At 43.2% G+C, this 22,133-nt stretch carries 20 protein-coding genes and 1 tRNA gene; 14 read left to right on the forward strand and 7 right to left on the reverse strand.

What is annotated here, in order from left to right; genetic code table 11:
* Positions 1-33: 33 nt before the first annotated feature.
* The 3 genes from BLU80_RS15930 to BLU80_RS15940 all read right to left on the reverse strand — a co-directional run bounded on the left by BLU80_RS15930 (position 34) and on the right by BLU80_RS15940 (position 3,107).
* A complete protein-coding gene (locus tag BLU80_RS15930; protein WP_091400462.1) occupies positions 34-339 on the reverse strand; it encodes a chaperone modulator CbpM in 306 nt (101 codons plus the stop codon).
* Positions 326-1,255, reverse strand: coding sequence for a DnaJ C-terminal domain-containing protein (locus BLU80_RS15935; RefSeq protein ID WP_091400464.1), 930 nt, complete (start codon positions 1,253-1,255; stop codon positions 326-328). Before BLU80_RS15935 ends, BLU80_RS15930 begins: the two co-directional genes overlap by 14 nt.
* A 226-nt stretch (positions 1,256-1,481) precedes the next feature.
* Positions 1,482-3,107 (reverse strand): ABC-F family ATP-binding cassette domain-containing protein, encoded by a 1,626-nt coding sequence (locus BLU80_RS15940; protein ID WP_091400466.1) that lies wholly within the window; start codon positions 3,105-3,107, stop codon positions 1,482-1,484.
* A gap of 188 nt (positions 3,108-3,295) precedes the next feature.
* On the opposite strand from BLU80_RS15940, the gene BLU80_RS15945 reads away from it, so the two are divergent.
* From BLU80_RS15945 to BLU80_RS15955, 3 genes are all read left to right on the forward strand, one after another.
* Positions 3,296-4,552 carry a formylglycine-generating enzyme family protein gene (locus BLU80_RS15945; protein ID WP_244518978.1) on the forward strand — a complete coding sequence of 419 codons (1,257 nt, stop codon included), beginning with the start codon at positions 3,296-3,298 and terminating at the stop codon, positions 4,550-4,552.
* A 77-nt stretch (positions 4,553-4,629) separates the two neighbouring features.
* Complete coding sequence (locus BLU80_RS15950) at positions 4,630-7,011, forward strand: TonB-dependent receptor (protein ID WP_211481879.1); 2,382 nt, start codon at positions 4,630-4,632, stop codon at positions 7,009-7,011.
* 67 nt (positions 7,012-7,078) lie between these two features.
* Entirely contained in the window at positions 7,079-7,996 is a 918-nt protein-coding gene (locus BLU80_RS15955) for a DUF4249 family protein (protein WP_091400468.1), read from the forward strand.
* A gap of 48 nt (positions 7,997-8,044) precedes the next feature.
* On the opposite strand, the gene BLU80_RS15960 is transcribed toward BLU80_RS15955, so the two are convergent.
* Both BLU80_RS15960 and BLU80_RS15965 read right to left on the reverse strand, forming a co-directional pair.
* On the reverse strand, positions 8,045-9,844 hold the full coding sequence (locus BLU80_RS15960) for a dipeptide ABC transporter ATP-binding protein (protein WP_244518979.1): 1,800 nt from the start codon (positions 9,842-9,844) through the stop codon (positions 8,045-8,047).
* Positions 9,845-9,858: 14 nt separating this feature from the next.
* On the reverse strand, positions 9,859-11,673 hold the full coding sequence (locus tag BLU80_RS15965; protein WP_091400501.1) for an ABC transporter ATP-binding protein: 1,815 nt from the start codon (positions 11,671-11,673) through the stop codon (positions 9,859-9,861).
* A 181-nt stretch (positions 11,674-11,854) separates the two neighbouring features.
* On the opposite strand from BLU80_RS15965, the gene BLU80_RS15970 reads away from it, so the two are divergent.
* The 6 genes from BLU80_RS15970 to BLU80_RS15995 all read left to right on the forward strand — a co-directional run bounded on the left by BLU80_RS15970 (position 11,855) and on the right by BLU80_RS15995 (position 16,574).
* Entirely contained in the window at positions 11,855-13,051 is a 1,197-nt protein-coding gene (locus BLU80_RS15970) for a proline dehydrogenase family protein (RefSeq protein WP_091400470.1), read from the forward strand.
* Positions 13,052-13,233: 182 nt separating this feature from the next.
* Positions 13,234-13,629, forward strand: coding sequence for a DUF3127 domain-containing protein (locus BLU80_RS15975; protein WP_091400472.1), 396 nt, complete (start codon positions 13,234-13,236; stop codon positions 13,627-13,629).
* Between the two features lie 269 nt (positions 13,630-13,898).
* Complete coding sequence (locus BLU80_RS15980) at positions 13,899-14,408, forward strand: outer membrane beta-barrel protein (protein WP_091400474.1); 510 nt, start codon at positions 13,899-13,901, stop codon at positions 14,406-14,408.
* Between the two features lie 288 nt (positions 14,409-14,696).
* Positions 14,697-15,539 carry a purine-nucleoside phosphorylase gene (locus tag BLU80_RS15985; protein ID WP_091400476.1) on the forward strand — a complete coding sequence of 281 codons (843 nt, stop codon included), beginning with the start codon at positions 14,697-14,699 and terminating at the stop codon, positions 15,537-15,539.
* Positions 15,540-15,610: 71 nt separating this feature from the next.
* The gene (locus BLU80_RS15990; protein WP_091400478.1) at positions 15,611-16,105 is read left to right on the forward strand and encodes a BON domain-containing protein; all 495 of its coding nucleotides are present in this window, start codon (positions 15,611-15,613) and stop codon (positions 16,103-16,105) included.
* A gap of 43 nt (positions 16,106-16,148) precedes the next feature.
* The gene (locus BLU80_RS15995; protein WP_091400480.1) at positions 16,149-16,574 is read left to right on the forward strand and encodes an SH3 domain-containing protein; all 426 of its coding nucleotides are present in this window, start codon (positions 16,149-16,151) and stop codon (positions 16,572-16,574) included.
* Positions 16,575-16,729: 155 nt separating this feature from the next.
* On the opposite strand, the gene BLU80_RS16000 is transcribed toward BLU80_RS15995, so the two are convergent.
* Entirely contained in the window at positions 16,730-17,077 is a 348-nt protein-coding gene (locus tag BLU80_RS16000) for a 4Fe-4S dicluster domain-containing protein (protein ID WP_091400482.1), read from the reverse strand.
* Between the two features lie 57 nt (positions 17,078-17,134).
* Between BLU80_RS16000 and BLU80_RS16005 the strand changes: the two genes are divergently transcribed.
* The 5 genes from BLU80_RS16005 to BLU80_RS16025 all read left to right on the forward strand — a co-directional run bounded on the left by BLU80_RS16005 (position 17,135) and on the right by BLU80_RS16025 (position 21,563).
* Positions 17,135-18,133: an acyl-CoA reductase gene (locus BLU80_RS16005; protein WP_091400484.1), complete on the forward strand. Its 999-nt coding sequence runs from the start codon at positions 17,135-17,137 to the stop codon at positions 18,131-18,133.
* 10 nt (positions 18,134-18,143) lie between these two features.
* A tRNA-Pro gene (locus BLU80_RS16010) sits at positions 18,144-18,217 on the forward strand.
* Positions 18,218-18,515: 298 nt separating this feature from the next.
* Complete coding sequence (locus BLU80_RS16015) at positions 18,516-19,784, forward strand: site-specific integrase (protein WP_091400486.1); 1,269 nt, start codon at positions 18,516-18,518, stop codon at positions 19,782-19,784.
* A gap of 122 nt (positions 19,785-19,906) precedes the next feature.
* A complete protein-coding gene (locus BLU80_RS16020) occupies positions 19,907-20,446 on the forward strand; it encodes an ORF6N domain-containing protein (protein WP_211481880.1) in 540 nt (179 codons plus the stop codon).
* A gap of 172 nt (positions 20,447-20,618) precedes the next feature.
* Complete coding sequence (locus tag BLU80_RS16025; RefSeq protein WP_091400488.1) at positions 20,619-21,563, forward strand: hypothetical protein; 945 nt, start codon at positions 20,619-20,621, stop codon at positions 21,561-21,563.
* A 67-nt stretch (positions 21,564-21,630) separates the two neighbouring features.
* On the opposite strand, the gene BLU80_RS16030 is transcribed toward BLU80_RS16025, so the two are convergent.
* On the reverse strand, positions 21,631-22,133 hold a 503-nt coding region (locus BLU80_RS16030; RefSeq protein WP_211481881.1), incomplete at its 5' end, for an integrase core domain-containing protein.

Genomic DNA, 22,133 nt, shown 5'->3' on the forward strand with positions numbered 1-22,133 from the left:
TTAATAATTGCAAAAAACCCTTCGCTGCTGATTTTAAAAATCTTCCAGGCCGTTAAGCCTTCTTTTGACATGGGTCAGCTCCGTTTGCAGCCGCTGCATTTTATGGAGTAAATGCGCAATCGCATCCAAGCCTTCCATATTGATGTTCAGGTCATAATGCAAATGAATCCATTTCTCCACCTCCCGGATCTGCTCGGTTTGTATGCAAGTGGTCTGCTCTACCTGGATAAGGGTAATAAGCCCATAGGATTCCAGCGACTCAAAAAAATGAATATCCGTCTTATAATGCTTACACAGATGTGTAAGTGGTATGGTTTCCATTTCATTATTTGCTTCCATGAGGATTAATTTTTACGAGTTCCTGAAATAATTCTTTTTCTTTATCTGTTAAGTCATTGGGTATCAGTATCTTATAGGTGATAAACAAGTCTCCGAACGCGCCTTCTTTTTTATAGACCGGGAAGCCTTTTTGGGCGAGCTTGACCTTATGGCCATTTTGAGTCTCCGGTTTGACTTTTAATTTAACCTGGCCATCCATCGTGGAGATCAGGACCTCACCGCCCAGAATAGCGGTGTAAAGTGGAATTTCTTTTGTAGCATATAAATCATCGCCTTTTCTTTGAAATTCACTGTCCGGTTGTATAATAAAAGTTATATACAGATCGCCGGCCGGACCTCCGTTAATGCCCGGGCTGCCGTGTCCTTTGAGTTTAATAATCTGGCCGTCCTCCACTCCTGCCGGCACCGTTATTCTGATATTTTTCCCGGCAACTGTAAAGACCTGTTTATGGGTATGAAAAGCCTGTTTTAAAGGCAAGGGAAACTCGGCGTGGATATCCTGGCCTCTAAAGCCTCTGCGGTGGGACTGGGCGCCACCGCCGCCCCTTGCTCCACCGAACATGGAGGAGAAAAAATCGGAAAAATCATAGTCGTCAAACCCCTGTCCGCCCTCTCCCGACGTATAATGACCGCCAAAGCCTCCTGCCTGCCCGGCTCCGGCAGCATTTCTGGCCTGCTGATAAGCTTCTGACTCTTTCCAGTTTTGGCCATATTGGTCATATTTTTTCCTTTTTTCCGGGTCACTGAGCACTTCATGTGCTTCATTGATCTGCTGAAATTGCTTTTTGGCATTTTCATCATCGGGATTTAAATCCGGATGATATTTTCTGGCCAGTTTACGGTAGGCTTTTTTAATATCTTCGGCTGAGGCGGTTTTAGTGAGCCCCAGAATTTTATAATAGTCTATATATTCCATGAATGCAACTGCTTTCTGATTATTTTAAACCGTGCGTAGGCATCGGCTCAATTGTTGACTCTAAGATAGGACATTTGATTAAATAGACCTAGCCTATAAAATCATAAAATGGTGCACCGACATACAGGTTAAGCCATGCCCCAAATATGAAAAGGCAAAGCCTGCTACCTTGCAGACTTTGCCTTTTCATCCTCAAATATTTAATGGATGGCAGATGACCGTGAAACTACCGGTACATCTCTGCACGCAATTCCCTGACCCTGCTGTCCTGAAGATATTCATCAAAGGTCATTAGACGGTCAATGATGCCTTTAGGGGTGAGTTCGATCACACGGTTGGCGACGGTTTCCATAAAGGTATGGTCATGGGAGGTCAACAGAACAACGCCCGGAAAATTAATACAGCTTTCATTGAAGCTCTGAATGCTTTCCAGATCAAGGTGGTTGGTAGGCTGGTCCAGCACGATAACATTAGGGTTTTGCAGCATCATGCGGGATACCATGCACCGGACTTTCTCTCCCCCGCTCAAGACATCCGTCTTTTTCAGGATATCGTCACCGGCAAAAAGCATTTTACCAAAGAAGCCTCTGAGAAAGGGCTCATCAGCCTCGGTCACGTGGGCAGGGACATACTGGCGCAGCCAGTCTAAAAGGGGCAATCCTTTTTCAAAATACTTACCATTTTCAATGGGTAAATACGCTTTTGTAATGGTGGTTCCCCATTGAAATTTTCCGCTGTCGGCCTGGGCCTCATTATTAATAATATCAAAGAAGGCGGATACTGCCAGCGGGTTTTTACTTAAAAAGGCGATTTTTTCTCCTTTTTTAATATCAAAAGTAACTTTATCAAATAAAGTGTTCCCTTCGACGGCCTTTTTTAAATTTTCAACATGTAAGATCTCATTACCTACTTCGCGCAAAGGTTGAAAGATAATACCTGGATATTTTCTGTTGGAGGGCTCTATTTCTTCAATGGTAAGTTTTTCCAGGGCTTTCTTTCTGGAGGTTGCCTGCTTGGACTTAGAAGCATTGGCACTAAAGCGGGCGATAAAGTCCAACAGGTCTTTACGCTTGTCTTCCATTTTTTTATTCTTGTCGGCAATCTGACGGGCCATGAGCTGTGAACTCTCATACCAGAAAGAATAGTTACCGGTGTATATCTTGATTTTCTGGCGATCGACATCCGCCACATGGGTACAGACGGCATCCAGGAAGTGACGGTCGTGAGAAACAACCAATACAATATTCTGATAATCAGCTAGAAAGTTCTCCAGCCAGCCAATTGTCTCAATATCCAGACCGTTGGTCGGTTCATCCAGCAACAAGATATCCGGATTCCCGAATAAGGCCTGTGCCAACAAAACACGTACTTTCATATTGGAGGGTATATCGCGCATATACATCTGGTGCATATCGTCTTTAATACCCAGAGAACTTAAAAAGTTGGCAGCATTGCTCTCTGATTCATAGCCCCCCATCTCCCCGAACTCTGCTTCCAGCTCACCGGCTTTCATATAATCGGCCTCCGTGGCATCCGGATCAGCATAGATGGCATCTTTTTTATGCATGATATCCCACATTTTTTTGTGGCCCATCAGAACGGTATTCAGAACCGTCTCATTATCAAACTCAAACTGGTTCTGTTTTAAGAACGAGAGTCTTTCTCCCGGGGTGATCTCCACATGTCCCTTATTGGGCTCAATTTCACCACTGAGGATTTTTAAAAAGGTGGATTTACCGGCCCCGTTGGCTCCGATAACCCCATAACAGTTACCTTTTACAAAATTAATATTTACTTCGTCAAAAAGGACCCGTTTGCCGTAAGCCAGGGTAATATTTCTTGCGCTAATCATGGAGTCTTTGCTTATAATTTTTGAGCCGCAAAGGTACTAAGAATTACCCAAAGGTAAAAATGCGACAGGAGTTCTTTATCCGGGCTATTTGCCAGGGCCTTTGACAGCTGCTGAAAGCCTTATTAAATCTGCTTAAGATTCATTAGATTTGCCAGAATAGACAAAAATTTAACAGTTAGCGTAAAGATATGATTGTTCCATCTTTTTTAAATAAAGCCCGTGGAGCGGCACTTTTAAGAGGTTCCGTTGTTTCATTTGTCCGGCTATTGGCTAAGACCAAGTCACTGTTTCTCACCCGGCCCTTACCAGGCGTGATCACCCTTTGCCTGATCGCGCTCGCTTTAACGGGTTGTAAATCGAATCATGCACAAAATAAAAACAATTCCTTAACAGACAGTGGGGCTGCCTCTTCCGCCGCTCATAACCAGGGGAAGATGGCCATGGACTGCACGCTCTGTAAAGAGCCTTCCAGGGCCGGTCTTTTGATGGCCGGTGCAGGGGCCAGCGATGATTTATCCGCTTCAAAGGATCAGAGCGCCGGTCATGGCATGGACAGCGCAAAAATGGTACTCATTCAGGGCGGTAGTTTTCAGATGGGGTCTGATCAGTTTGGTGATGCCCAGCCGGTTCATAAAGTAACGGTCTCCGCTTTTTATATGGATGCCCACGAGGTAACCAATGACCAGTTTGCCAAATTTGTGGATGCAACCCACTACATAACTGTCGCAGAAAGGCCTTTAAATCCAAAAGATTATCCTGGCGTTCCAGTAGATAAATTAGTGCCCGGCTCCGGGGTGTTCACCCCGCCCAGCCGTCCGGTCCCACTTAATAACCCGATGGCCTGGTGGAGTTATGTGCCGGGTGCGAACTGGCGCCATCCTCTGGGACCCGGTTCTTCTATCCAGGGTAAGGGCAATTATCCGGTCGTTCAGGTTTGTTATGAAGATTGCGTGGCCTATGCCAACTGGGCCGGTAAAAGACTGCCCACGGAGGCGGAATGGGAATTTGCTGCCAGAGCCGGTCAGCATTATGAGGATTACTACTGGGGCAAAAGCCTGCATCCGGATGGTAAATATATGGCCAATAATTTCCAGGGACATTTTCCGGACCATAATACCAAGGCAGACGGTTATGATATGCTGGCACCCATTGAGCAGTATCCCGTCAGCCGCTACGGTCTTTATGATATGGAAGGCAACGCCTGGGAATGGTGCAGCGATTTTTACCGACCGGATTATTATGCCCACAGCCCGGAAAAAAATCCACAGGGTCCGAAGGACAGCTATGATCCCGAGGAACCCGGCCAGGTTAAAAGAGTGCAGCGCGGTGGTTCATTTCTATGCAGTGATGAGTATTGTATTAGGTATAAAGCAGGTTCCAGAGGCAAAGGTGAACCTGGCAGCGCCAGCAATAATTTAGGGTTCAGACTGGTCAGATCTAAATAAGACCCCGCTTTACTCAGCGGACCAGACCTTCTATTTTTTCATTTAAGCCCCCTGCTTTTTAAATTCAAGCTGGATCAATGCTTCAACGTCTTGTCTTTATGATACTAGCTATACTGATCTCGGCCTGTCTTTGCAGGGCGCAGGTTAAACTGGCGGCTCAGACGACCGGAGGCTGGGTAAAAGTGAGCGGCACGGTCAAAGACCTGTATTCCGGAGAACTGCTAACAGGGGCAAGCGTTCGGGTGACTGAGGCTAAGAACGCTGCCAAGGAGGGTGCTGTAACCAATAACTACGGCTTTTTCAGTCTGGTGCTTAGAGGAAACGAAAAGCAGGATTCCCTCAGATTATTGATTGCGCATGTGGGATATCAGGATACCGCCATTTGCGTTTTATTCCACAGGGATACCGTTTTGGATGTTGTCTTAAGGCTGCAGACAACTGAACAGCAGGCACTGGACAACGGCGCTGTCCGGGTATATGCCCAAAGCGACCGTAAGATCAGACCAGCTCAAATGGGCGTTAGTCAAATTGATTTAAAGGAAGCCGAAAAGCTGCCGGTTATATTCGGGGAAAAGGATGTGCTGAAAACCCTTTCGCTGCTGCCGGGCGTCAAACAATCAGCAGATGGTAATGCAGGTTTTTACGTACGCGGCAGCAGTGCCGGCCAGAACCTGATTTTACTGGATGAGGCGCCCATTTATAATGCCTCTCATTTATTTGGCTTTTTCAGCACCTTTAACAGCGACGCTATTAAAGATGTTACGCTGATTAAGGGCAGCCAGGATGCCAGGTATGGTGGCCGTCTGGCATCGGTATTGGATGTACATATGAAAGAAGGCAATAATCAAAGTTATCATGCTGCAGGAGGCATCGGTCTGATCAGCAGCCGCCTTAGCCTGGAAGGACCCATTCAGAAAGGGCGGTCCTCTTTTCTAGTGACAGGACGCCGCACCTACGCTGATTTATTCTTACACTTATCCAAAAACAAGGATGTCAAAGATAATTCGCTTTATTTTTATGATTTAAATGCGAAGGCCAATCTGGCCTTAAGCCTTAAATCGCATTTGTATTTTTCCGGATATCTGGGATCAGATAAACTGGGTCTTAAGGACCAGTTTATGATTGATTGGGGCAATAAGGTGGCCACCCTTCGGTTAAACAGTATCCTGGGAGAAGGCCTTTTTTCCAATACAAGTTTAATTGTCAGTGATTACCGTTTTAATATCCTTTTAAAGTCAGGGAATAATACTTTTCATCTAAATTCTCTGATCCGGGATCTGGATTTGAAACAGGATTTTAACTGGAATAGCCCTATAGGTTCATTTCACGCAGGTATTGCCAGCATGTATCACCAGTTTGATCCGACGCATTTTTCAGGAGGCAATGACTCAACGGACTACTCTCAATACAAGTCTTATCAATATAGTCTGGAAAACGCTGCTTATCTGAACTATTCAGGCAAACTGAATAAAAGTCTTGAAATTTCTGCCGGAATGCGTTTTTCCACTTATAGTATTTTAGGGCCGGGGACTTATTATAATTATACCGCTGCCTCCGCGGATCCGGTAGATTCTGTAACGCTTTCCAAAGGGCAATTCGGTAAAACTTATTTTAATCCTGAACCAAGAGTATCGCTGGCCTTTAGCATGAATGAGGTGAGTAGCCTCAAAGCATCCTATAGTCGCAATACACAGCATCTGCATTTATTAAGTAACTCGGTATCTACCAATCCTACGGATCAGTGGATCGGGGATAGTTATAATATCAAGCCCGAGACCGCCGATCAGCTGTCCCTGGGTTATTACCATGATTTTGCTCAATACAGACTCGAAGCAGAGACCTATTATAAATGGATGGGCGGGCAGGTAGATTACAGAAACGGGGCGGATTTGACCACTACTGAAGATGTGGAATCGCAATTACTTTATGGTGTTGGCAGGGCATATGGGCTTGAATTGTACTTAAAAAAGAACCGGGGGAAATTAACGGGGTGGATCAGTTATACCTTATCCAGGACGGAAAAGAAAATTGCGGGTATTAATGGAGGTAATTGGTATAAAGCACATCAGGATCGTACCCATGATTTAAGCGTGGTTGCCCTGTATCCCATCAGCGCCCGCTGGGATGTCGCAGGTGATTTTATGATAGCCACCGGCAATGCGGTTACTTTTCCCGATGCAAAATATCAAATAAACGAACAGACTTTTTTTTATTACGCCAAAAGAAATGATTACAGGATGCCTTGTTACCACCGGATGGATATTAATTTTACCCTGAAATGTAAACCCAGAAAGCATTACCAGTCCTCCTGGAGTTTCGGGCTGTATAATGTTTATGGCAGGGAAAATGCGTATATCATTCAGTTTGAACAGGATAAAAGTAACCCTGACCGGACAATCGCCAAGCAAACCGCCTTATTTAGATGGGTACCTTCGGTAACTTATAATTTTAAATTCTAAAAGGGCTATAACAAGGGCAAGAATCCTGTTTTTGGTGAAAAGACAGTTGGGCAGAAAAAAATAACGTATGCAGGTAAACTTTCAATATATATGGAGCAGATTCACGAACTGCCTTTTAAAAGGCAGCCTGCCATGGTCGGCTTATCTGCTGATTGGCCTGTTTGTAATTCGGATGCTGTCCGGCTGTACTAAAGAAGTAAATCTGGCGCTTCAGTCCACCGCCGCCAAACTGGTCATTGAAGGGGTGGTTTCTAACGGGACCCTGGGAAGTTACGTAAGACTTTCTTATTCACAGGATTTTACAGATCAAAATGCCTTTACCTATTTGTCGGATGCGGTGGTGGTTTTAAAGGATAGTACCAGATCCTTTAAGGATACATTAAAAGTGGGGCTGGATAGTGACGGGCAGCCTTATTTTTATACCAGAAAAATCCACCCTGATGTGGGCCATGTATATCAGCTTTTAGTGCAGGCAAACGGCAATACCTATACAGCAAGATCCGTTATGCCTGATACGGTCAGCTTTGACGGTATTACCCTACTGGCGGAGGCTGGTCAATTGAATAAAGAATCTGTATTTACGGCTGTTCCTAAATACGTAGATCAGCCCGGAGTAAAGAACTACTACCGGTTTGAACAATATATCAATGGGGTAAAGGATCCGGGTATTAGTGTTTTAAATGATAATGTAGGCGACGGTCTGGTTAATGAACGACCGATCTTTACCAAGGATATAGATATACATTTAGGAGATACGCTGTCCGTGGTTATGATTCAGATCACGCAACCTGTTTATCAGTATTTTTATCAGCTGGAACAAAATCAACAGGAACTGGGTGGTACACCCAGCAATCCCACCAGTAATATTTATCTGGATGCTGATAAAAGCACCGGTGGTAATAATAACAACAGCGGGGCGCAGGTGCTGGGATATTTTAGCGCCGAATATCGTCAGTATTTTACAGCTATCATTAAGGAGGATTAAATTGCCTGCTGATAAAGGGATTTTAGTCTTTGCGGAGCTTTGCCGGTCCTAGGGAATGGCCGAGAGGAGTTGTTTTGTGTATTCAGCGCTGGGACGGTAATAGATTTGATCCGCATCTCCTAATTCGGCTATCTGGCCTGCTTGCATGACGGCAATTCTGTCTGAGATATATCTTACGACCGATAAATCATGAGAGATAAATATACAGGTAAATCCGAGCTCTGCCTTTAAATCATTGAGCAGGTTTAATACCTGGGCCTGGACACTGACATCCAGCGCCGATACGCTCTCATCACAAATGATAAAATCAGGCTCGACGATCAGTGCTCTGGCAATGACAATCCTTTGTCTTTGTCCCCCACTGAACTCATGGGGATAGCGGTGATAGTGCTCAGCCGTCAGGCCTACTTTTTCCAGCCACTCACAGACCCTTTCCTTTCTGATTTTAGGGGAAAGGTTGTGATGGATTTGAAGAGCTTCACCTATTGCCTGTCCGATGGGGATCCTGGGATTCAGTGCACTGTAGGGATCCTGAAAAATCATTTGGAGCTGACGGGCCCTGTCTTTTTTGGAGAGGGAGCTTTGATGGATATCTTCTCCTTTAAACATTATGCTGCCTTGATGAATCGGCGTAAGTCCCATCACGGCCCGTCCGAGTGTCGTTTTGCCGCATCCCGATCCGCCGACCAGCCCCAGGGTCTCTCCTTTTTGTATCTCAAGGTTTAAGTCTTTTACGGCTTTATAATACCCGGTAGGCCTGCCCCAAAAATTAAAGTGTGTAGGATACCAGACGTTCAGGTTTTTAATTTCCAGCAGTGCGGGATGATCTGCTGTGGGCAACTTTTCTTTGGAAGCCGCTGGTTCAGAAGCCTGAAGGACCGGGATTGTAGGCTGTTGTTCTTTTGGCGTATTCAAAAAATCACTGACCACAGGCAGCCGCTGTCCTTTTGCATATAATCCTGGCCGGCAGGCCAGCAAGGCCTTGGTATAGGGATGCTGAGGATGTTCCATAATCTGCGCAGCCGGACCGGTCTCCACCAGGTCGCCTTTATACAAAACGGCTATCTGATCGGCTGTTGCTGCAACCAACTGTATGTCATGGGAGATAAACAGCACACTCATGTTATTTTTACGCTGTAAATCATGGATGAGCTGGATGATCTCTTTTTGAACCAAGACATCCAGGGCCGTGGTCGGTTCGTCGCAAATAAGCAGTCTGGGCTGACAGCTCATGGCCATGGCTATCATGACTCTTTGTTTTTGGCCCCCGCTGATCTGATGCGGATATTTATGGAAGATCTGTTCCGGTTCAGGCAACCGGACATCTTTAAAAAGCTGCAGCACTTGCTGCCTCACCTCATTTTTAGCCTGATTTCTATTCCCGGAAGCTGCCGCCTGGTGGTGCGTCAAAATGGCCTCCATGACCTGATCTCCACAGGTTTTCACCGGGTTCAGGCTGGTCATGGGCTCCTGAAATATCATGCCTATCTGAGCGCCTCGGATATCCTGCATGGAGCGGTCGTCCAGAAAAGTGATATCTGTATATTGGTTATTCTGTCCGTCAATATTTGTAAGTAAAATCCGGCCGCTTACATCTGCCTGCCGTGGTAAAAGATGCAAAAGCGATAAGGCGGTCAGGGATTTACCACTACCCGACTCTCCGACAATGGCCAGGGTCTCGCCGCTTTCAATGGCAAGGGTAATATGGCGCAGAACGGATTTGCCGGAAAACTGAATGGTTAATTCCTTCAGCTCCAATACAGGATTGTCAGCATGGGTACAGCCGTCCTGCTGGCCATTTTTGGCCGGGTTTTGTGGAGTCCCAGGTGTTGACAATTGATCTTGCAAAGGCCTTTATTGTTTTACAAGGCAGTCTGCATCTGATCGGCAAACTGCATTTGATGCAATTTCGCATAAAATCCGTTACGTTCCAAAAGCTGGTCGTGGGTGCCGATTTCCTTGATTTCTCCTTTGTCTAAGACAATGATTTTGTTAGCCTTGCGTATTGTTGACAGTCTGTGTGCTATGACGATGGAGGTTCTGCCTACAATCAGTTTTTCAATGGCCTTTTGTACCAGAATTTCACTGTCCGTATCAATGGAGGAAGTGGCTTCGTCCAGAATTAATATGGAGGGATTATATAAAAGAGCCCGGATAAAGGAAATGAGTTGTCTTTGTCCCAAACTAAGGGAGCTACCTCTTTCCATTACTTTGAAATCATAATTTCCTTCCAGCTGCATGATAAAATCATGCATGCCAATAAGCTTTGCCGCATCCATCACTTCGCTTTTGGTGATCTGGGGGTTACGCAGCGTGATATTATCCATAATGGACCCCGAGAATAGGAATACGTCCTGCAGTACGACTCCTATATGCTTACGCAGGTATTCTATATTATAATCCTTGATATCCACCTGATCAATCAGGATGTTGCCGCTTTGTATTTCGTATAACCGGTTAATCAGGCTGATAATTGAGGTTTTACCGCTGCCGGTATGCCCGACAATGGCCACCGTCTCTCCCGGATTTATATGAAAATCCACGTCTTTTAGAACAAAATGGGGTGGATTATAGGCAAAATTGATATGGTCAAAGCGTATTTCCCCTTTGATTTTTTCCGGCAGGAAAAAGCCTTGTTCCGGGCTGGGTTGCATATCCTCGTTTTCCAGTACCTTAAAGACACGTTCTGCTGCAATTAACCCCATTTGCAGCACGTTAAACTTATCGGCAATAACCCGCAATGGACGGAAAATCTGATTTAGATACAGAATAAAGGAAACCAAGAGTCCGGCGTCTAATTTATTATCTGCCACAAACCAGATTAAAAAGGCCATACTAAGCGCCAGGATAATCTCAACTACCGGAAAGAATACTGAATAGGCAAAAATGGCGGAGATATTGGCATTTCTGTGTTCCTTATTGATCTTGTTGAACTTATCGGCTTCTCTTTTCTCCGCCGCAAATGCCTGTACGATGGCCATACCCGAAATATGTTCCTGCACAAAGGCGTTAAGGGCGGAAATCGCATTTCTGACTCTTAAATAACTTTTATTTACGCTTTCTTTAAAGTAATAAGTGGCGATAATAAGAATCGGAAAAGGAATTAAACTGATCAGTGTCAAACGCCAGTCAATATAAAACATGGTGGCCAGCGTTACGACTATGGCAAATAAGTCAGCCAGAATAGGAACCAGACCATCTGAGAAAATATCATTGATACTTTCTATATCGTTAATGGTACGGGTGGTGAGTGTGCCTATGGGCGTTTTATCGAACTGACGTTGATTCAGCCGGGTGATTTTGTCAAATACCTCAATACGCATATCTTTTACGACTGCCTGACCCAGCCAGGAAGTCGTAAAACTGAAAATAAACCGGGTTATGGTCTCGATAAAAATGAAAACTACCTGAAAAATGGTCACAGCCAAAATAAACTGCAAGGCACTAGACAGATGTTGTTCGCTGATGAAAATTTTCAACCAGCCCGGAGCTTCCACTGCCTTACCGGTGGCTTTATTGACCGTTAACTGAATCAGATAAGGGCGCACCGGAGCAAATACTGAAAGTACCAGGGCCAGCACAAGGCTGCAGGTAAATTGGAGCCTATAGGGTTTGACGTATGTAAATACCCTGCTTAGCAGGTGTATGTCCAGCTTTTTTTTCTCGGTTTTTTCCATTTGCCGGGCAAAGATACACCCTTTTTGGCAGGATATATTTGAGGGGCTGGCCGCTATCTTAAAGGATAGGAACCGGGGGCCTTTTTTACGCAAACGTTGCGTAAACGTTTGTTTGTTTTTAACCCCAAATTTTCCGATTTAAAATCTTTTGTTCGATATTTGCACCCAAATTACAATCTGAATGAACCTTTCATTTGACAATACAGAGGTCGCCTTTGCTTATAAAACAACGAAAGACCTTAAATCGGCTAAGACCCTGTTTTCCACTATGAAATACCCGGTACTCACCGGGTTGGGAACACGCTTTACTCCTTTTTTAATGAAAACCGGACTTCCTATAAACGGGCTGATCCGCAATACCATATTTAAGCAGTTTGTGGGGGGGGAATCCCTGGAACAAACCGCCCCTATTTGTGAGATGCTTAATGAATATGGAGTAGGTGTTATTTTGGATTATGGAGTGGAAGGCAAAGAGTCAGAAGCCAGTTTTGATCATGCCATGCAGGAGTTTGTCCGGGTGATCAAGTTTGCTGCCACCCAGAAAAACATTCCGGTTATCGCTATTAAGGTATCCGGAATTGCCAGAATGGAGCTCTTAAGAAAACTTAATGAAGCCCCCAGACTCAGAAGCGGGGTGCATGAGAATGAGGAACAATTAGCTGAATGGGCAAGGGTCAGACAACGGATGATCCAGATTTGCGAAGCAGCTAAAGAATTTAATATCGGCGTACTAGTAGATGCAGAGGAAAGCTGGATTCAGGATCCTATTGACCGTATTACCATGGAGATGATGGAGCTGTATAATAAAGAATCCGTCCTGGTATATAATACCATCCAACTGTATCGTCATGACCGACTGGATTTTTTAAAAATGTCTCATGATATTGCCAAAAGACAAGACTTTTTATTAGGAGTCAAACTGGTCAGAGGTGCCTATATGGAGAAAGAAAGAGCCCGGGCACAAGAGCAGGGTTATCCCTCTCCTATTCAAAAAGATAAAGACGCTACGGATCTGGACTATAACAGTGCCGTTCAGTATTGTGTAGAAAATATAGATACCATCGGTTTTGTGGTCGCCACCCACAATGAAGCAAGCTCCTTGTATGCTGCGGAGTTGTTGGATCAGAAAAATCTGAATCATCATCATCCGCATGTGCATTTTTCTCAGCTTTATGGAATGAGCGATAATATTACCTTTAATCTGGCCAAAGAAGGATACAGCGTCAGCAAATACCTGCCATTTGGTCCCATCAGAGACGTTATTCCATATCTGATGCGCAGAGCGCAGGAAAATTCCAGCGTAAAAGGGCAGACAGGCAGAGAACTTTCCTTGATTCAACAGGAACTGGGCAGAAGAAAGCAGCTGGAAACTGCCTGATTTTCTTAACTGGAAATATGTTTATAAAAAATATATCGGACTTAGTCGGATGAATTCTACCATCAACGTCTGAGTTTTGCATAAAAGTGCTTACTTTCACGCTCCCCTTTCAGTGGGGAGCGTGTCATTTATTGCAGGATCAATACATTAGTTTAAGGAAAAACATTATAAATTAAATAGAAATGGCTTACGAATTAATTGGAAAATTAGTCGCAAAATACGACACTGTTCAGCGGACAGAAACATTTAAAACCAGAGAGTTTGTTGTGGAAAAAACAGATGATATCGGTGGACGTGTGATCAGTAATTATATCAAGTTTCAGTGTGTACAGGACCGTACCTCCCTGCCCGATCGTTTTAATCTGGGTGATGATGTGAAGGTTTCTTTTAACCTAAAAGGCACTAAATGGATGCGTGATGGCAGAGAAAACTATATTACCAACCTGGATGCATGGAGACTCGAGCCTGCCGGCAGTCTGCAGGGCGGTGGTTTTGCACCGCAGCAAGGCGTAGATGCCCCTCCTCCACCATTTGTACCCGATACGGTACCCAGTGACGGGGATGATTTACCCTTCTAGATCATAAAATAGAGGGTTTAATCCCTTCGGAGCAGCCTTCTGAAATATTAAATTTCTGACCGGATTCATTTAAATTGTTCATTCAATTAAATGAATCCGGTTTTTTTATGAATTACCGCTTATATATATTTGATTATAAACGTAATAAGTAAATGCAGATAGCCTGCGCTTCAAATAAGATCTATGAGGTCTTGGACTTGATTTTCTTTAATTTTTAGGGCTTTGGTATAGTTTTAGATAGAAGGGAAATGAATCAAAAATTACATTTTATGAAAAAGGCATTTTTGTTATTTGCAGCCGGACTGTTTTTCGTAGGCGTTTCCCAAGCACAATATGAACGTCCCATTGGATCAGAGTTCAGCGTAGGTATAACTGGTGCTTTACCGGTTGGTGATTTTAGCGATTATTCTTCATTTGGCCTGGGCATTGATGCCAAGTACGCCTATAATTTTGATGAAGTTATTGCCGCTACGGTTTCCGCAGGTTACAATAATTTTTTCGTTAAAGGGGATCTGAAAGATCTTGGGTACAAAAATCAAGGATTTGTGCCTCTGAAAGCAGGTGTCCGCTTTAGCATGGGCGGCCTATATGCTGAACCTCAGATTGGCGCAGCTATCGGAACCAGTAAAGGCAGCGAGACTGTTTTAGATTATGCAGGTCAGCTTGGTTTTATGGCCTCTCCTAATCTGGATTTGAGTCTTCGCTATGAAGGGATGTCCAAAAACAGTATAACGAACAGTTTTATCGGTTTGAGAGTAGCCTACACGATGCCATTCTAAATAACTGAATGGTCTATTAATTAGTTTTCAACCTATGAATGATACCTAAAACCTATGGCCGGCAAATTTTGCCGGCTTTTTTATGATTATCGGTCATGTCCTGAAAATTCCCCTTGAGCGGATGGTGGCTAAAGGTATTTAGTTCTTAAAATTCAGGGCAAAAGCCATATTTTTGTTTAAGGTGAATTGGGAGGATCTGGCCATATCCCGCTATGTGCCCAATCAACCCGCAAATGAGTAAGGCAAATCCTGTAAAATGATTAATTATTATTAGAATTTAAATTATATATGTCAAGTTTAAAGCAACGCATTGAGGACACGGTCCGCTATATACAATGTAAATGTGATAAAAAACCCTTGATTGGTATCGTACTGGGCAGCGGTCTGGGAAATCTGGCTATCGAAATCACCGTTGAGCAGGAACTGAGTTATCAGGACATCCCTCACTTTCCTGTAAGCACCGTCAAAGGCCATAGCGGGAAACTCATTTTTGGCCTGCTGGGCAACGTACCTGTCCTTGCCATGTCCGGTCGTTTTCATTACTATGAAGGTTATAGCCCGGCTGAAGTTTCTTATCCCATTCGGGTCATGAATGGACTAGGTATCAAGACGCTACTGCTATCCAATGCGGCAGGTGCCGTTAATCCGGATTATAAGGTGGGTGATTTAGTGTTAATCAATGATCATATTAGCTTTTTTACGCATAACCCTCTTTTAGGGCCTAATGAGGAAGAACTTGGCCCGAGGTTTCCAGATATGAGTGAGCCTTATAGTAAAAATATTATTGCGATTGCCAGGCGCATTGCTGACGCCTATGAATTTAAGGTCCATGAGGGCGTGTATACCGGAGTAACGGGGCCCACATTTGAAACCAGAGCAGAATATAAACTAATCAAAGCAGTAGGCGGAGATGTGGTGGGTATGAGTACGGTTCAGGAAGTAATCGTGGCTGTTCATGGAGGGATGCAAGTATTTTGTGTCAGCGTAGTAACGGATCTTGGAATCCGGGAAGAGGATAATATCATCACCCACGAAGAAGTTTTAGAAGCAGCCGAGGCAGCTGAACCTAAACTGACCGTCTTGTTTAAGGAGTTGGCATCAGAATTGCAAAGGAATATTAAATTAACATAACATATCTAATTTTGAGAGGGGTTTATTAAATACTTTTTCTACAGATTTTTAACCTTAAAAATTTAAGTTGTATGCTACTAAAAAAAATGTTACCTGCATTTATCATGGCAACTGCACTAGCTGTATCCTTGCCATCCTGTAAATCCAAACCGTCTGATGCCGATATACAGACAAAAGTTCAGACCGCCATTGCTGCCACGCCTGGCGTCTCTGCTGATGTAAAAGACGGAGTTGTTACGCTAAGCGGACTGGTAAGTTCGGATGCTGAGAAGACTGCCGTAGAAACGGCGGTAAATAACCTGAAGGAATCGGGTGTCAAAAGTGTGGTAGATAATATTGAAGTCGAAGCCGCACCTGCTCCTGCAGCTGTTGCACCGGCAGCAGATGCCTTATCACAGGGAGTAGCTGATGCAACCAAAGATTTTCCAGGTATTACTGCTACCGTTGCTGATGGCGTTATTACTGTTACCGGAGAAATTGAAAAATCCAAGGTACAGACTTTAAAAGCATCACTGGATGCACTGAATCCTAAAAAAACAGATATGAGCCAGGTAAAGGTTAAATAATCTTTGAATCCTTGGTTTTTTTTGAACGTAAAAACATAGAACAATGTCAGCTTTACAAGATAAATATAAAGAACTGATTGACACAGTAAATGCCTCAGGTGTAACGGGAGCCCAGATTAATGAAACGGATGGCGTCCTTCACATTACGGGTACGGCTCCCAGTGCCGATGTTAAAAATAAACTCTGGGACATTTATGGTAAAATCGACCCCAATTTTCTGACTGGGGATGTTGTAATGAATGTAAATGTCGCCACAGCGGTAGCGGGAGCGAAAGTGAAAGTTGTGACTGATTCCACCAATCTGAATATCCGCAAAGGACCCGGAACAGACCAGCCTATTGTTGGAAAGGCAGCCCATGGTGAAGTCATTACCTTAGTGGGAAAAGCCAATGATCAGTGGTGGCTGGTCAGAACCAACGATGGCGAAGAAGGCTATAGCTATTCTCAATATCTTACACCGGTTGAATAATCCATTAATGGTCTTTTAGACAATTAAAAAGGAGCATTAAAAAGAAAGAGCGTCCATTTATTGATAAATGACGCTCTTTTTTCGTTATGTGGAATGTTTACACCCCATCTTTTAAAGGCAGAAAAATCGCCGTAAAGCCATCCTGCCTGTAAGTTTTAAACGTGTAATTTGTCTTTTTTGGCCAATAATTCCTCTACGGTCTCCTCATACATCTCATCCGGAACACAACAATCTACAGGACATACTGCCGCACATTGAGGCTCTTCATGAAATCCCTGACATTCAGTGCATTTATCCGGAACTATAAAATAAACATCATTACTGACGGGCTCAAATCTTTTTTCTGCATCTACAACCGAACCATCCATCAAAGTATAATCACCTTTCACGCTGGTTCCGTCTGTGATGGCCCAGTCCACTCCTCCTTCGTAAATAGCATTATTGGGGCATTCTGGTTCACAGGCACCACAATTAATACATTCATCGGTTATCTTAATCGCCATCTGGTTCGCTGGTTTAATTTTTTTTAAATAATTTTGCGCAAAATTACACCAATTTATATGCAATTGTCGCAAAAAGTAGCTTTGGCTGCAAAGTTAGGAAATTATTTGCTGCAAAACAATGAACAGTGGCAGGCTGTTAAGCAGCAGGCCTACCGGGAAAACCCATGGTTTATACCGGAATTTATTGATAATGCTGCCCAAAATATCGCTACGTCTTATCTGGCCGCTAATTTATTGGAAAGCTGGCTGAGGCACTATCCTTTATTAAACCACCAGAAAAGTCCTAAAACCATTGGTGTAATCATGGCTGGGAATATACCGCTTGTTGGATTTCAGGATTTTTTATGTGTCTGGCTGAGTGGCCATAAACAACAAATTAAGCTTTCCTCAAAGGATCAGGTGTTGCTGCCGCATTTATTGGGCAAATTGGCAGAGTGGGATCCCGCTTTTATGGAAGATGTTCAGGTTCTGGAAAGGCTTAAGGAGCCGGATGCTTTTATCGCTACTGGTAGTAATAACTCAGGTAGATATTTTGAATATTATTTTGGGCAAAAGCCTAATATTATCCGAAAAAACAGAACTTCTGTTGCTATTCTGGATGGAGATGAATCTGCAGATGATTTAAGGGAGCTCAGTAAAGATCTGATGCTTTATTTTGGGCTTGGATGTAGAAATGTTACAAAGTTATATGTTCCCGAAAATTATGATTTTGTTCCATTAATTGAAGCGCTGAAGGAGTATAATTATTATTTGGATTTTCATAAGTACCACCATAATTTTGACTATCAGCTGGCAATACTGATTATGAACAGTAAGGTCTACATGAATAGCGGTTCACTTTTGTTGATTGAAAAAGAAGACTTGTTCTCTCCCATTAGCCAGGTTCATTATTCTTTTTATAAGGATAAGGTATCCTTATTAGATAGTCTTAATACGAATAATGACATCCAATGTGTCGTGGGTAAAGGGTTAATCCCATTTGGGCAGGGACAATCTCCTCGCCTGATGGATTATGCAGACGGAGTAGATACCATGGATTTTTTACAGACGTTATAAAGTAGTTTTACGGGATGTAGCGCAGCCCGGTAGCGCGCTTCGTTCGGGACGAAGAGGCCGCTGGTTCGAATCCAGTCATCCCGACTTTAGGGCATCCAGCTCAATCAAATGGCCCGTAAACGCCCCTGTTTACGGGCTTTGTTACAGATTTTCCTATCAATTTATTGCAACGGATTTCAACTGTCAGGTGACCTGGAGTATGACCTCCGTGTGTGACCTATTTTTAGGTCACACAAAAATCGTCAAACGCTTTACAGTAAAGCGTTTGAGCGAGGTGGCCTGACAGAAATCTGAAGCGATTTGAAGGTTTTTGAAGGCATTTTTTGTGGTTCGTGAGAACGAAAAGAGGGCTTGGATTCAATCACATTAAAATGAATGCAAAATGAAGAGTAATCAGACATTCGGCCTGCATTATGTACTCAGGCTGAACAAGGAAAGGAAAGGCAGGTATCCGATCTATGCCCGGATCGTAGTGAACAAAACCAGGGTGGAACTTTCTACCAAACAGTATATCCACAAATCCGACTGGGATCAGGCGCGGGACAAGGCAAAGCCACGCACCGATGAACTCCGGCTGCTGAACAGCTACCTGGAAGAGCTCCGGGCTAAAATAGCCATGCACTACCGGGAACTGAAACTATCCGATGAGGGAGTGACCGCTGAAACGGTCAAAGCCGCTTACCTGGGTATATCAATAGAATCACTCAATGATGGCGGACGCACGCTCCTGTGGCTGGTAAAGCAACACAACACCATCATGAAAGAAGTGCTGCGCTGGGGCACGTTGAAAAACTATCATACCACGGAACGCTACCTGCGGGAGTTCCTGAAAACACAGAGCCGTTCCGGGGATATTCCCTTACGGAGATTAACCTACTCATTTTTAACGGGCTTTGAACATTTTGTCCGCACCGTTCCGCTGAAAAATTATGACCGTTGCACCAACAACGGCACCATGAAGCATATCGAGCGATTAAAGAAAATGAGCGCCTGGGCCACCAGGAATGAGTGGATTGCAAAAGATCCTTTTGTCAATTATCAGCTAAAATTTCAGCATAAGGTCAGGGAATTTTTAACAGAGCTGGAATTGCAAAGCCTGGAAAACCGGCATTTTGATGATCCTGTATTGCAAAAAGTGAAAGACCTGTTTGTCTTTAGCTGTTATACCGGCCTGGCTTACGCAGATGTTATGGCGTTGCAGCCGGGCAATATTGTGGCAGGAACAGACTGTTTTTCATGGATACAGATCTGCCGGGTAAAAACAAACACACCGGTGGATGTTCCCCTGCTGGATGTAGCTAAGAAAATATTGGAAAAATTCAAGCGGGAACAGGCCATAGAGGAACGGGATACCATTTTTCCCTATGTTCCCAACCAGGTGGTGAACCGGAGCCTGAAAATTATCAGTGAGATCTGCGGATTTTCCAAGCGATTTACCTTTCATGTTGCCCGTCACACCTTTGCGACGACCGTGACCCTTTGTAATGGCGTCCCGATAGAATCCATCAGCAAAATGCTGGGGCACACAAAAATTACGACAACGATGATCTATGCCAAAGTGGTGAAAACAAAGATCAGCGAAGATATGGTGGCATTAAGGGAAAAACTGGAAAAAGCAAAGAAGCCAAAGCAACTGTATATAGCAGTGTGAATTTTTATCCTGGCGCCTCTCAGCCTTTGGGGATATCACAAATGGTGATAAGCATCCATTTACCCATTCATTTTGAGGTTCCAGGTTGGAACCTCAAACATGTGAACTTTAAATCATAAAAAATGAGCAATAATAATATAACTGTAACAGACGAGTCGATCATGTCGAAGATATATGTTGTTCGGGGGCAAAAGGTAATGATGGACAGCGATCTGGCAGCATTGTATGGCGTAGAAACCAAAGTATTCAATCAGGCTGTTAAAAGAAATTACGCCAGGTTCCCGGAAGATTTTGCCTTCCGGGTAACTAACGAGGAATTTGAGGCTTTAAGGTCACAAATTGTGACCTTAAAGAAAGGCCGGGGGCAACATTCTAAATATCTCCCTATGGTTTTTTCGGAAAGTGGCGTGGCCATGCTTTCCAGCGTGCTAAGCAGTGAACTGGCCATTAAAGTGAATATTCAGATTATCCGCATTTTTAATAAGATGCGTGAAATGTGGCTTACCCACAAGGACATCCTGTTAAAACTGGAAGAACTGGAAAATAAAGTTTCCGGCCACGACCGCGAAATCCAGGTGATTTTTGAATATCTGAAAGAGTTATTAAATCCGCCGCAACCACCGCGCAGGCGCATCGGGTTTAATGTTAAAGATGAAGATTGAGACCAGCGGCACTTTTACTATAGTGAACAAAAATAGAGCCTAATGAAACTGGATTGATGCCTAAAAAAAATAGCAATCCCGATAAGCAGGCTTTTCCAACCATAGCGAGGCTTAAATAATACATATTAGTAAAAATGTGTGTATTTTCAAGGCAAGCTAATGTTTAAAGATAATGGAACGTCTTATAAATAAAATTAGGCAACTAGACTGGCCTGAATTACAAATAGTCGGAAATAATATTTCAATTGAAAATACCAATATAATATTATTGGAAACTGACGAAAACAATATTGCGACCCTTCGACTAATCTATAGAAAATCAGATGAAGATGATGGTGTCAGTTTTAATAATTCCTATTCAAATTTATTAAGATTAGTTTTTCCAACGGATTTCAACGCTGAAGAAATATTGACAAAAGAATTAAAACTAAGACAGTATCAGCAATTGGATGAAGTTTTTAAGTTCAATTCTAACCATATCAATACTATTCAAATCACTAATGAAGTCGAATCCTATGAAATTTCCAATCACATCGTCAGAATTGCTCCCGCTACGATTGTTGAGATTATTAACAATTACAATTCATTTTACGATGAAGCTAAGAGCTATTCGAAAAAATATGTTTTATATAAGGCCACAGAATTCCAAAGGAGTTATTTCGGAATTGAGAAAGAGAAAAAAACGACTACAAATAAAGGCGAATTCAATTTTGTAATTGATAGATTTAACTTGCAAACAAAAAGGACAAAATCAGATTTTGAAAAATATTTGAACGAGAACGATCTGTATGCATTGCAAGACCTTACATTAAAGCTAATACAAAAAGAGGTTTATGGTGCCGAATTCCTCACAAGACTTAACGACTATTTTATAAAAATAAGACTGGAAGAAATTATCAAATTGGGCAGGGAAATATTGAGCCTGAAAAGCACCAACTTAAAAACTGCAGCAGCACGAAATATCATCTCAAAAATAGAAACTGATGCAAGGAAGATTAAACAATTAGAGAGTGTTTGGCAAAAATATTTTGAAAAGTACCTTTCATTTTTGATTTTTTCTTATCAATTGGTTAGGCCCCCTTTAAATCGGACAATTTTTTCGAAGTTAATAATTTGATTTAATTGTTCAATATTTTTGTGCTGCCGAATGCGACTGACGGTGACCTTTATACCGAAAGTTGTTCTTATACCGCTGCAACTGTGGCGGTATTTTTTATTCGCCCTTTGGGGCGAGCCGAATGCTCCTTCTGGCTCCCATTACCCGAAAGTTCATAGTGAGAAACCAGTAGCCTATGTCTGCTTGCCTTATTCTTTCGCGCTATGCTTTCAATCAGCCCTGCCTGCCATAGTTTCCAGAATCGCTTGGGTGGTAAATGGTCCAAACTTCCATGTAGTCGGACCTCATTGTAGATCTTATAAAATCTTCTCAAATGCTGCTCTAAGTCTTTCAATGTCTTGAATATGCCTATGCGTTCAAGGGAGCGACCTAAAATCGAATGAAAGGATTCAATATGCCCATTCTCTTGTGGTGTATATGGATGCGTAAAGACCTGGTTCAAGCCATTTTCTGCCAGGTACTTTTGAACTGAATGTGCTGCAAAGCGAGAGTCGTTATCATTCCTTGTTTCAATTGTTATTTTCTTTTCCATCATCTGGTGGGGCTGTAGATAATTGACAATAACATCTT

This window comes from Arachidicoccus rhizosphaerae (assembly GCF_900107765.1).
Classification (GTDB): Bacteria; Bacteroidota; Bacteroidia; order Chitinophagales; family Chitinophagaceae; genus Arachidicoccus; species Arachidicoccus rhizosphaerae.

Coding starts and splice junctions, on each gene's coding strand:
- BLU80_RS16005 (WP_091400484.1), top strand. CDS start 17,135: ATGCAATTGTCGCAAAAAGTAGCTTTGGCTGCAAAGTTAGGAAATTAT.
- BLU80_RS15995 (WP_091400480.1), top strand. CDS start 16,149: ATGTCAGCTTTACAAGATAAATATAAAGAACTGATTGACACAGTAAAT.
- BLU80_RS15975 (WP_091400472.1), top strand. CDS start 13,234: ATGGCTTACGAATTAATTGGAAAATTAGTCGCAAAATACGACACTGTT.
- BLU80_RS15970 (WP_091400470.1), top strand. CDS start 11,855: ATGAACCTTTCATTTGACAATACAGAGGTCGCCTTTGCTTATAAAACA.
- BLU80_RS15950 (WP_211481879.1), top strand. CDS start 4,630: ATGCTTCAACGTCTTGTCTTTATGATACTAGCTATACTGATCTCGGCC.
- BLU80_RS16015 (WP_091400486.1), top strand. CDS start 18,516: ATGAAGAGTAATCAGACATTCGGCCTGCATTATGTACTCAGGCTGAAC.
- BLU80_RS15940 (WP_091400466.1), bottom strand. CDS start 3,107: ATGATTAGCGCAAGAAATATTACCCTGGCTTACGGCAAACGGGTCCTT.
- BLU80_RS15985 (WP_091400476.1), top strand. CDS start 14,697: ATGTCAAGTTTAAAGCAACGCATTGAGGACACGGTCCGCTATATACAA.
- BLU80_RS15980 (WP_091400474.1), top strand. CDS start 13,899: ATGAAAAAGGCATTTTTGTTATTTGCAGCCGGACTGTTTTTCGTAGGC.
- BLU80_RS15965 (WP_091400501.1), bottom strand. CDS start 11,673: ATGGAAAAAACCGAGAAAAAAAAGCTGGACATACACCTGCTAAGCAGG.
- BLU80_RS16020 (WP_211481880.1), top strand. CDS start 19,907: ATGAGCAATAATAATATAACTGTAACAGACGAGTCGATCATGTCGAAG.
- BLU80_RS15990 (WP_091400478.1), top strand. CDS start 15,611: ATGCTACTAAAAAAAATGTTACCTGCATTTATCATGGCAACTGCACTA.
- BLU80_RS16025 (WP_091400488.1), top strand. CDS start 20,619: ATGGAACGTCTTATAAATAAAATTAGGCAACTAGACTGGCCTGAATTA.
- BLU80_RS15935 (WP_091400464.1), bottom strand. CDS start 1,255: ATGGAATATATAGACTATTATAAAATTCTGGGGCTCACTAAAACCGCC.
- BLU80_RS15930 (WP_091400462.1), bottom strand. CDS start 339: ATGGAAGCAAATAATGAAATGGAAACCATACCACTTACACATCTGTGT.
- BLU80_RS16000 (WP_091400482.1), bottom strand. CDS start 17,077: ATGGCGATTAAGATAACCGATGAATGTATTAATTGTGGTGCCTGTGAA.
- BLU80_RS15945 (WP_244518978.1), top strand. CDS start 3,296: ATGATTGTTCCATCTTTTTTAAATAAAGCCCGTGGAGCGGCACTTTTA.
- BLU80_RS15955 (WP_091400468.1), top strand. CDS start 7,079: ATGCAGGTAAACTTTCAATATATATGGAGCAGATTCACGAACTGCCTT.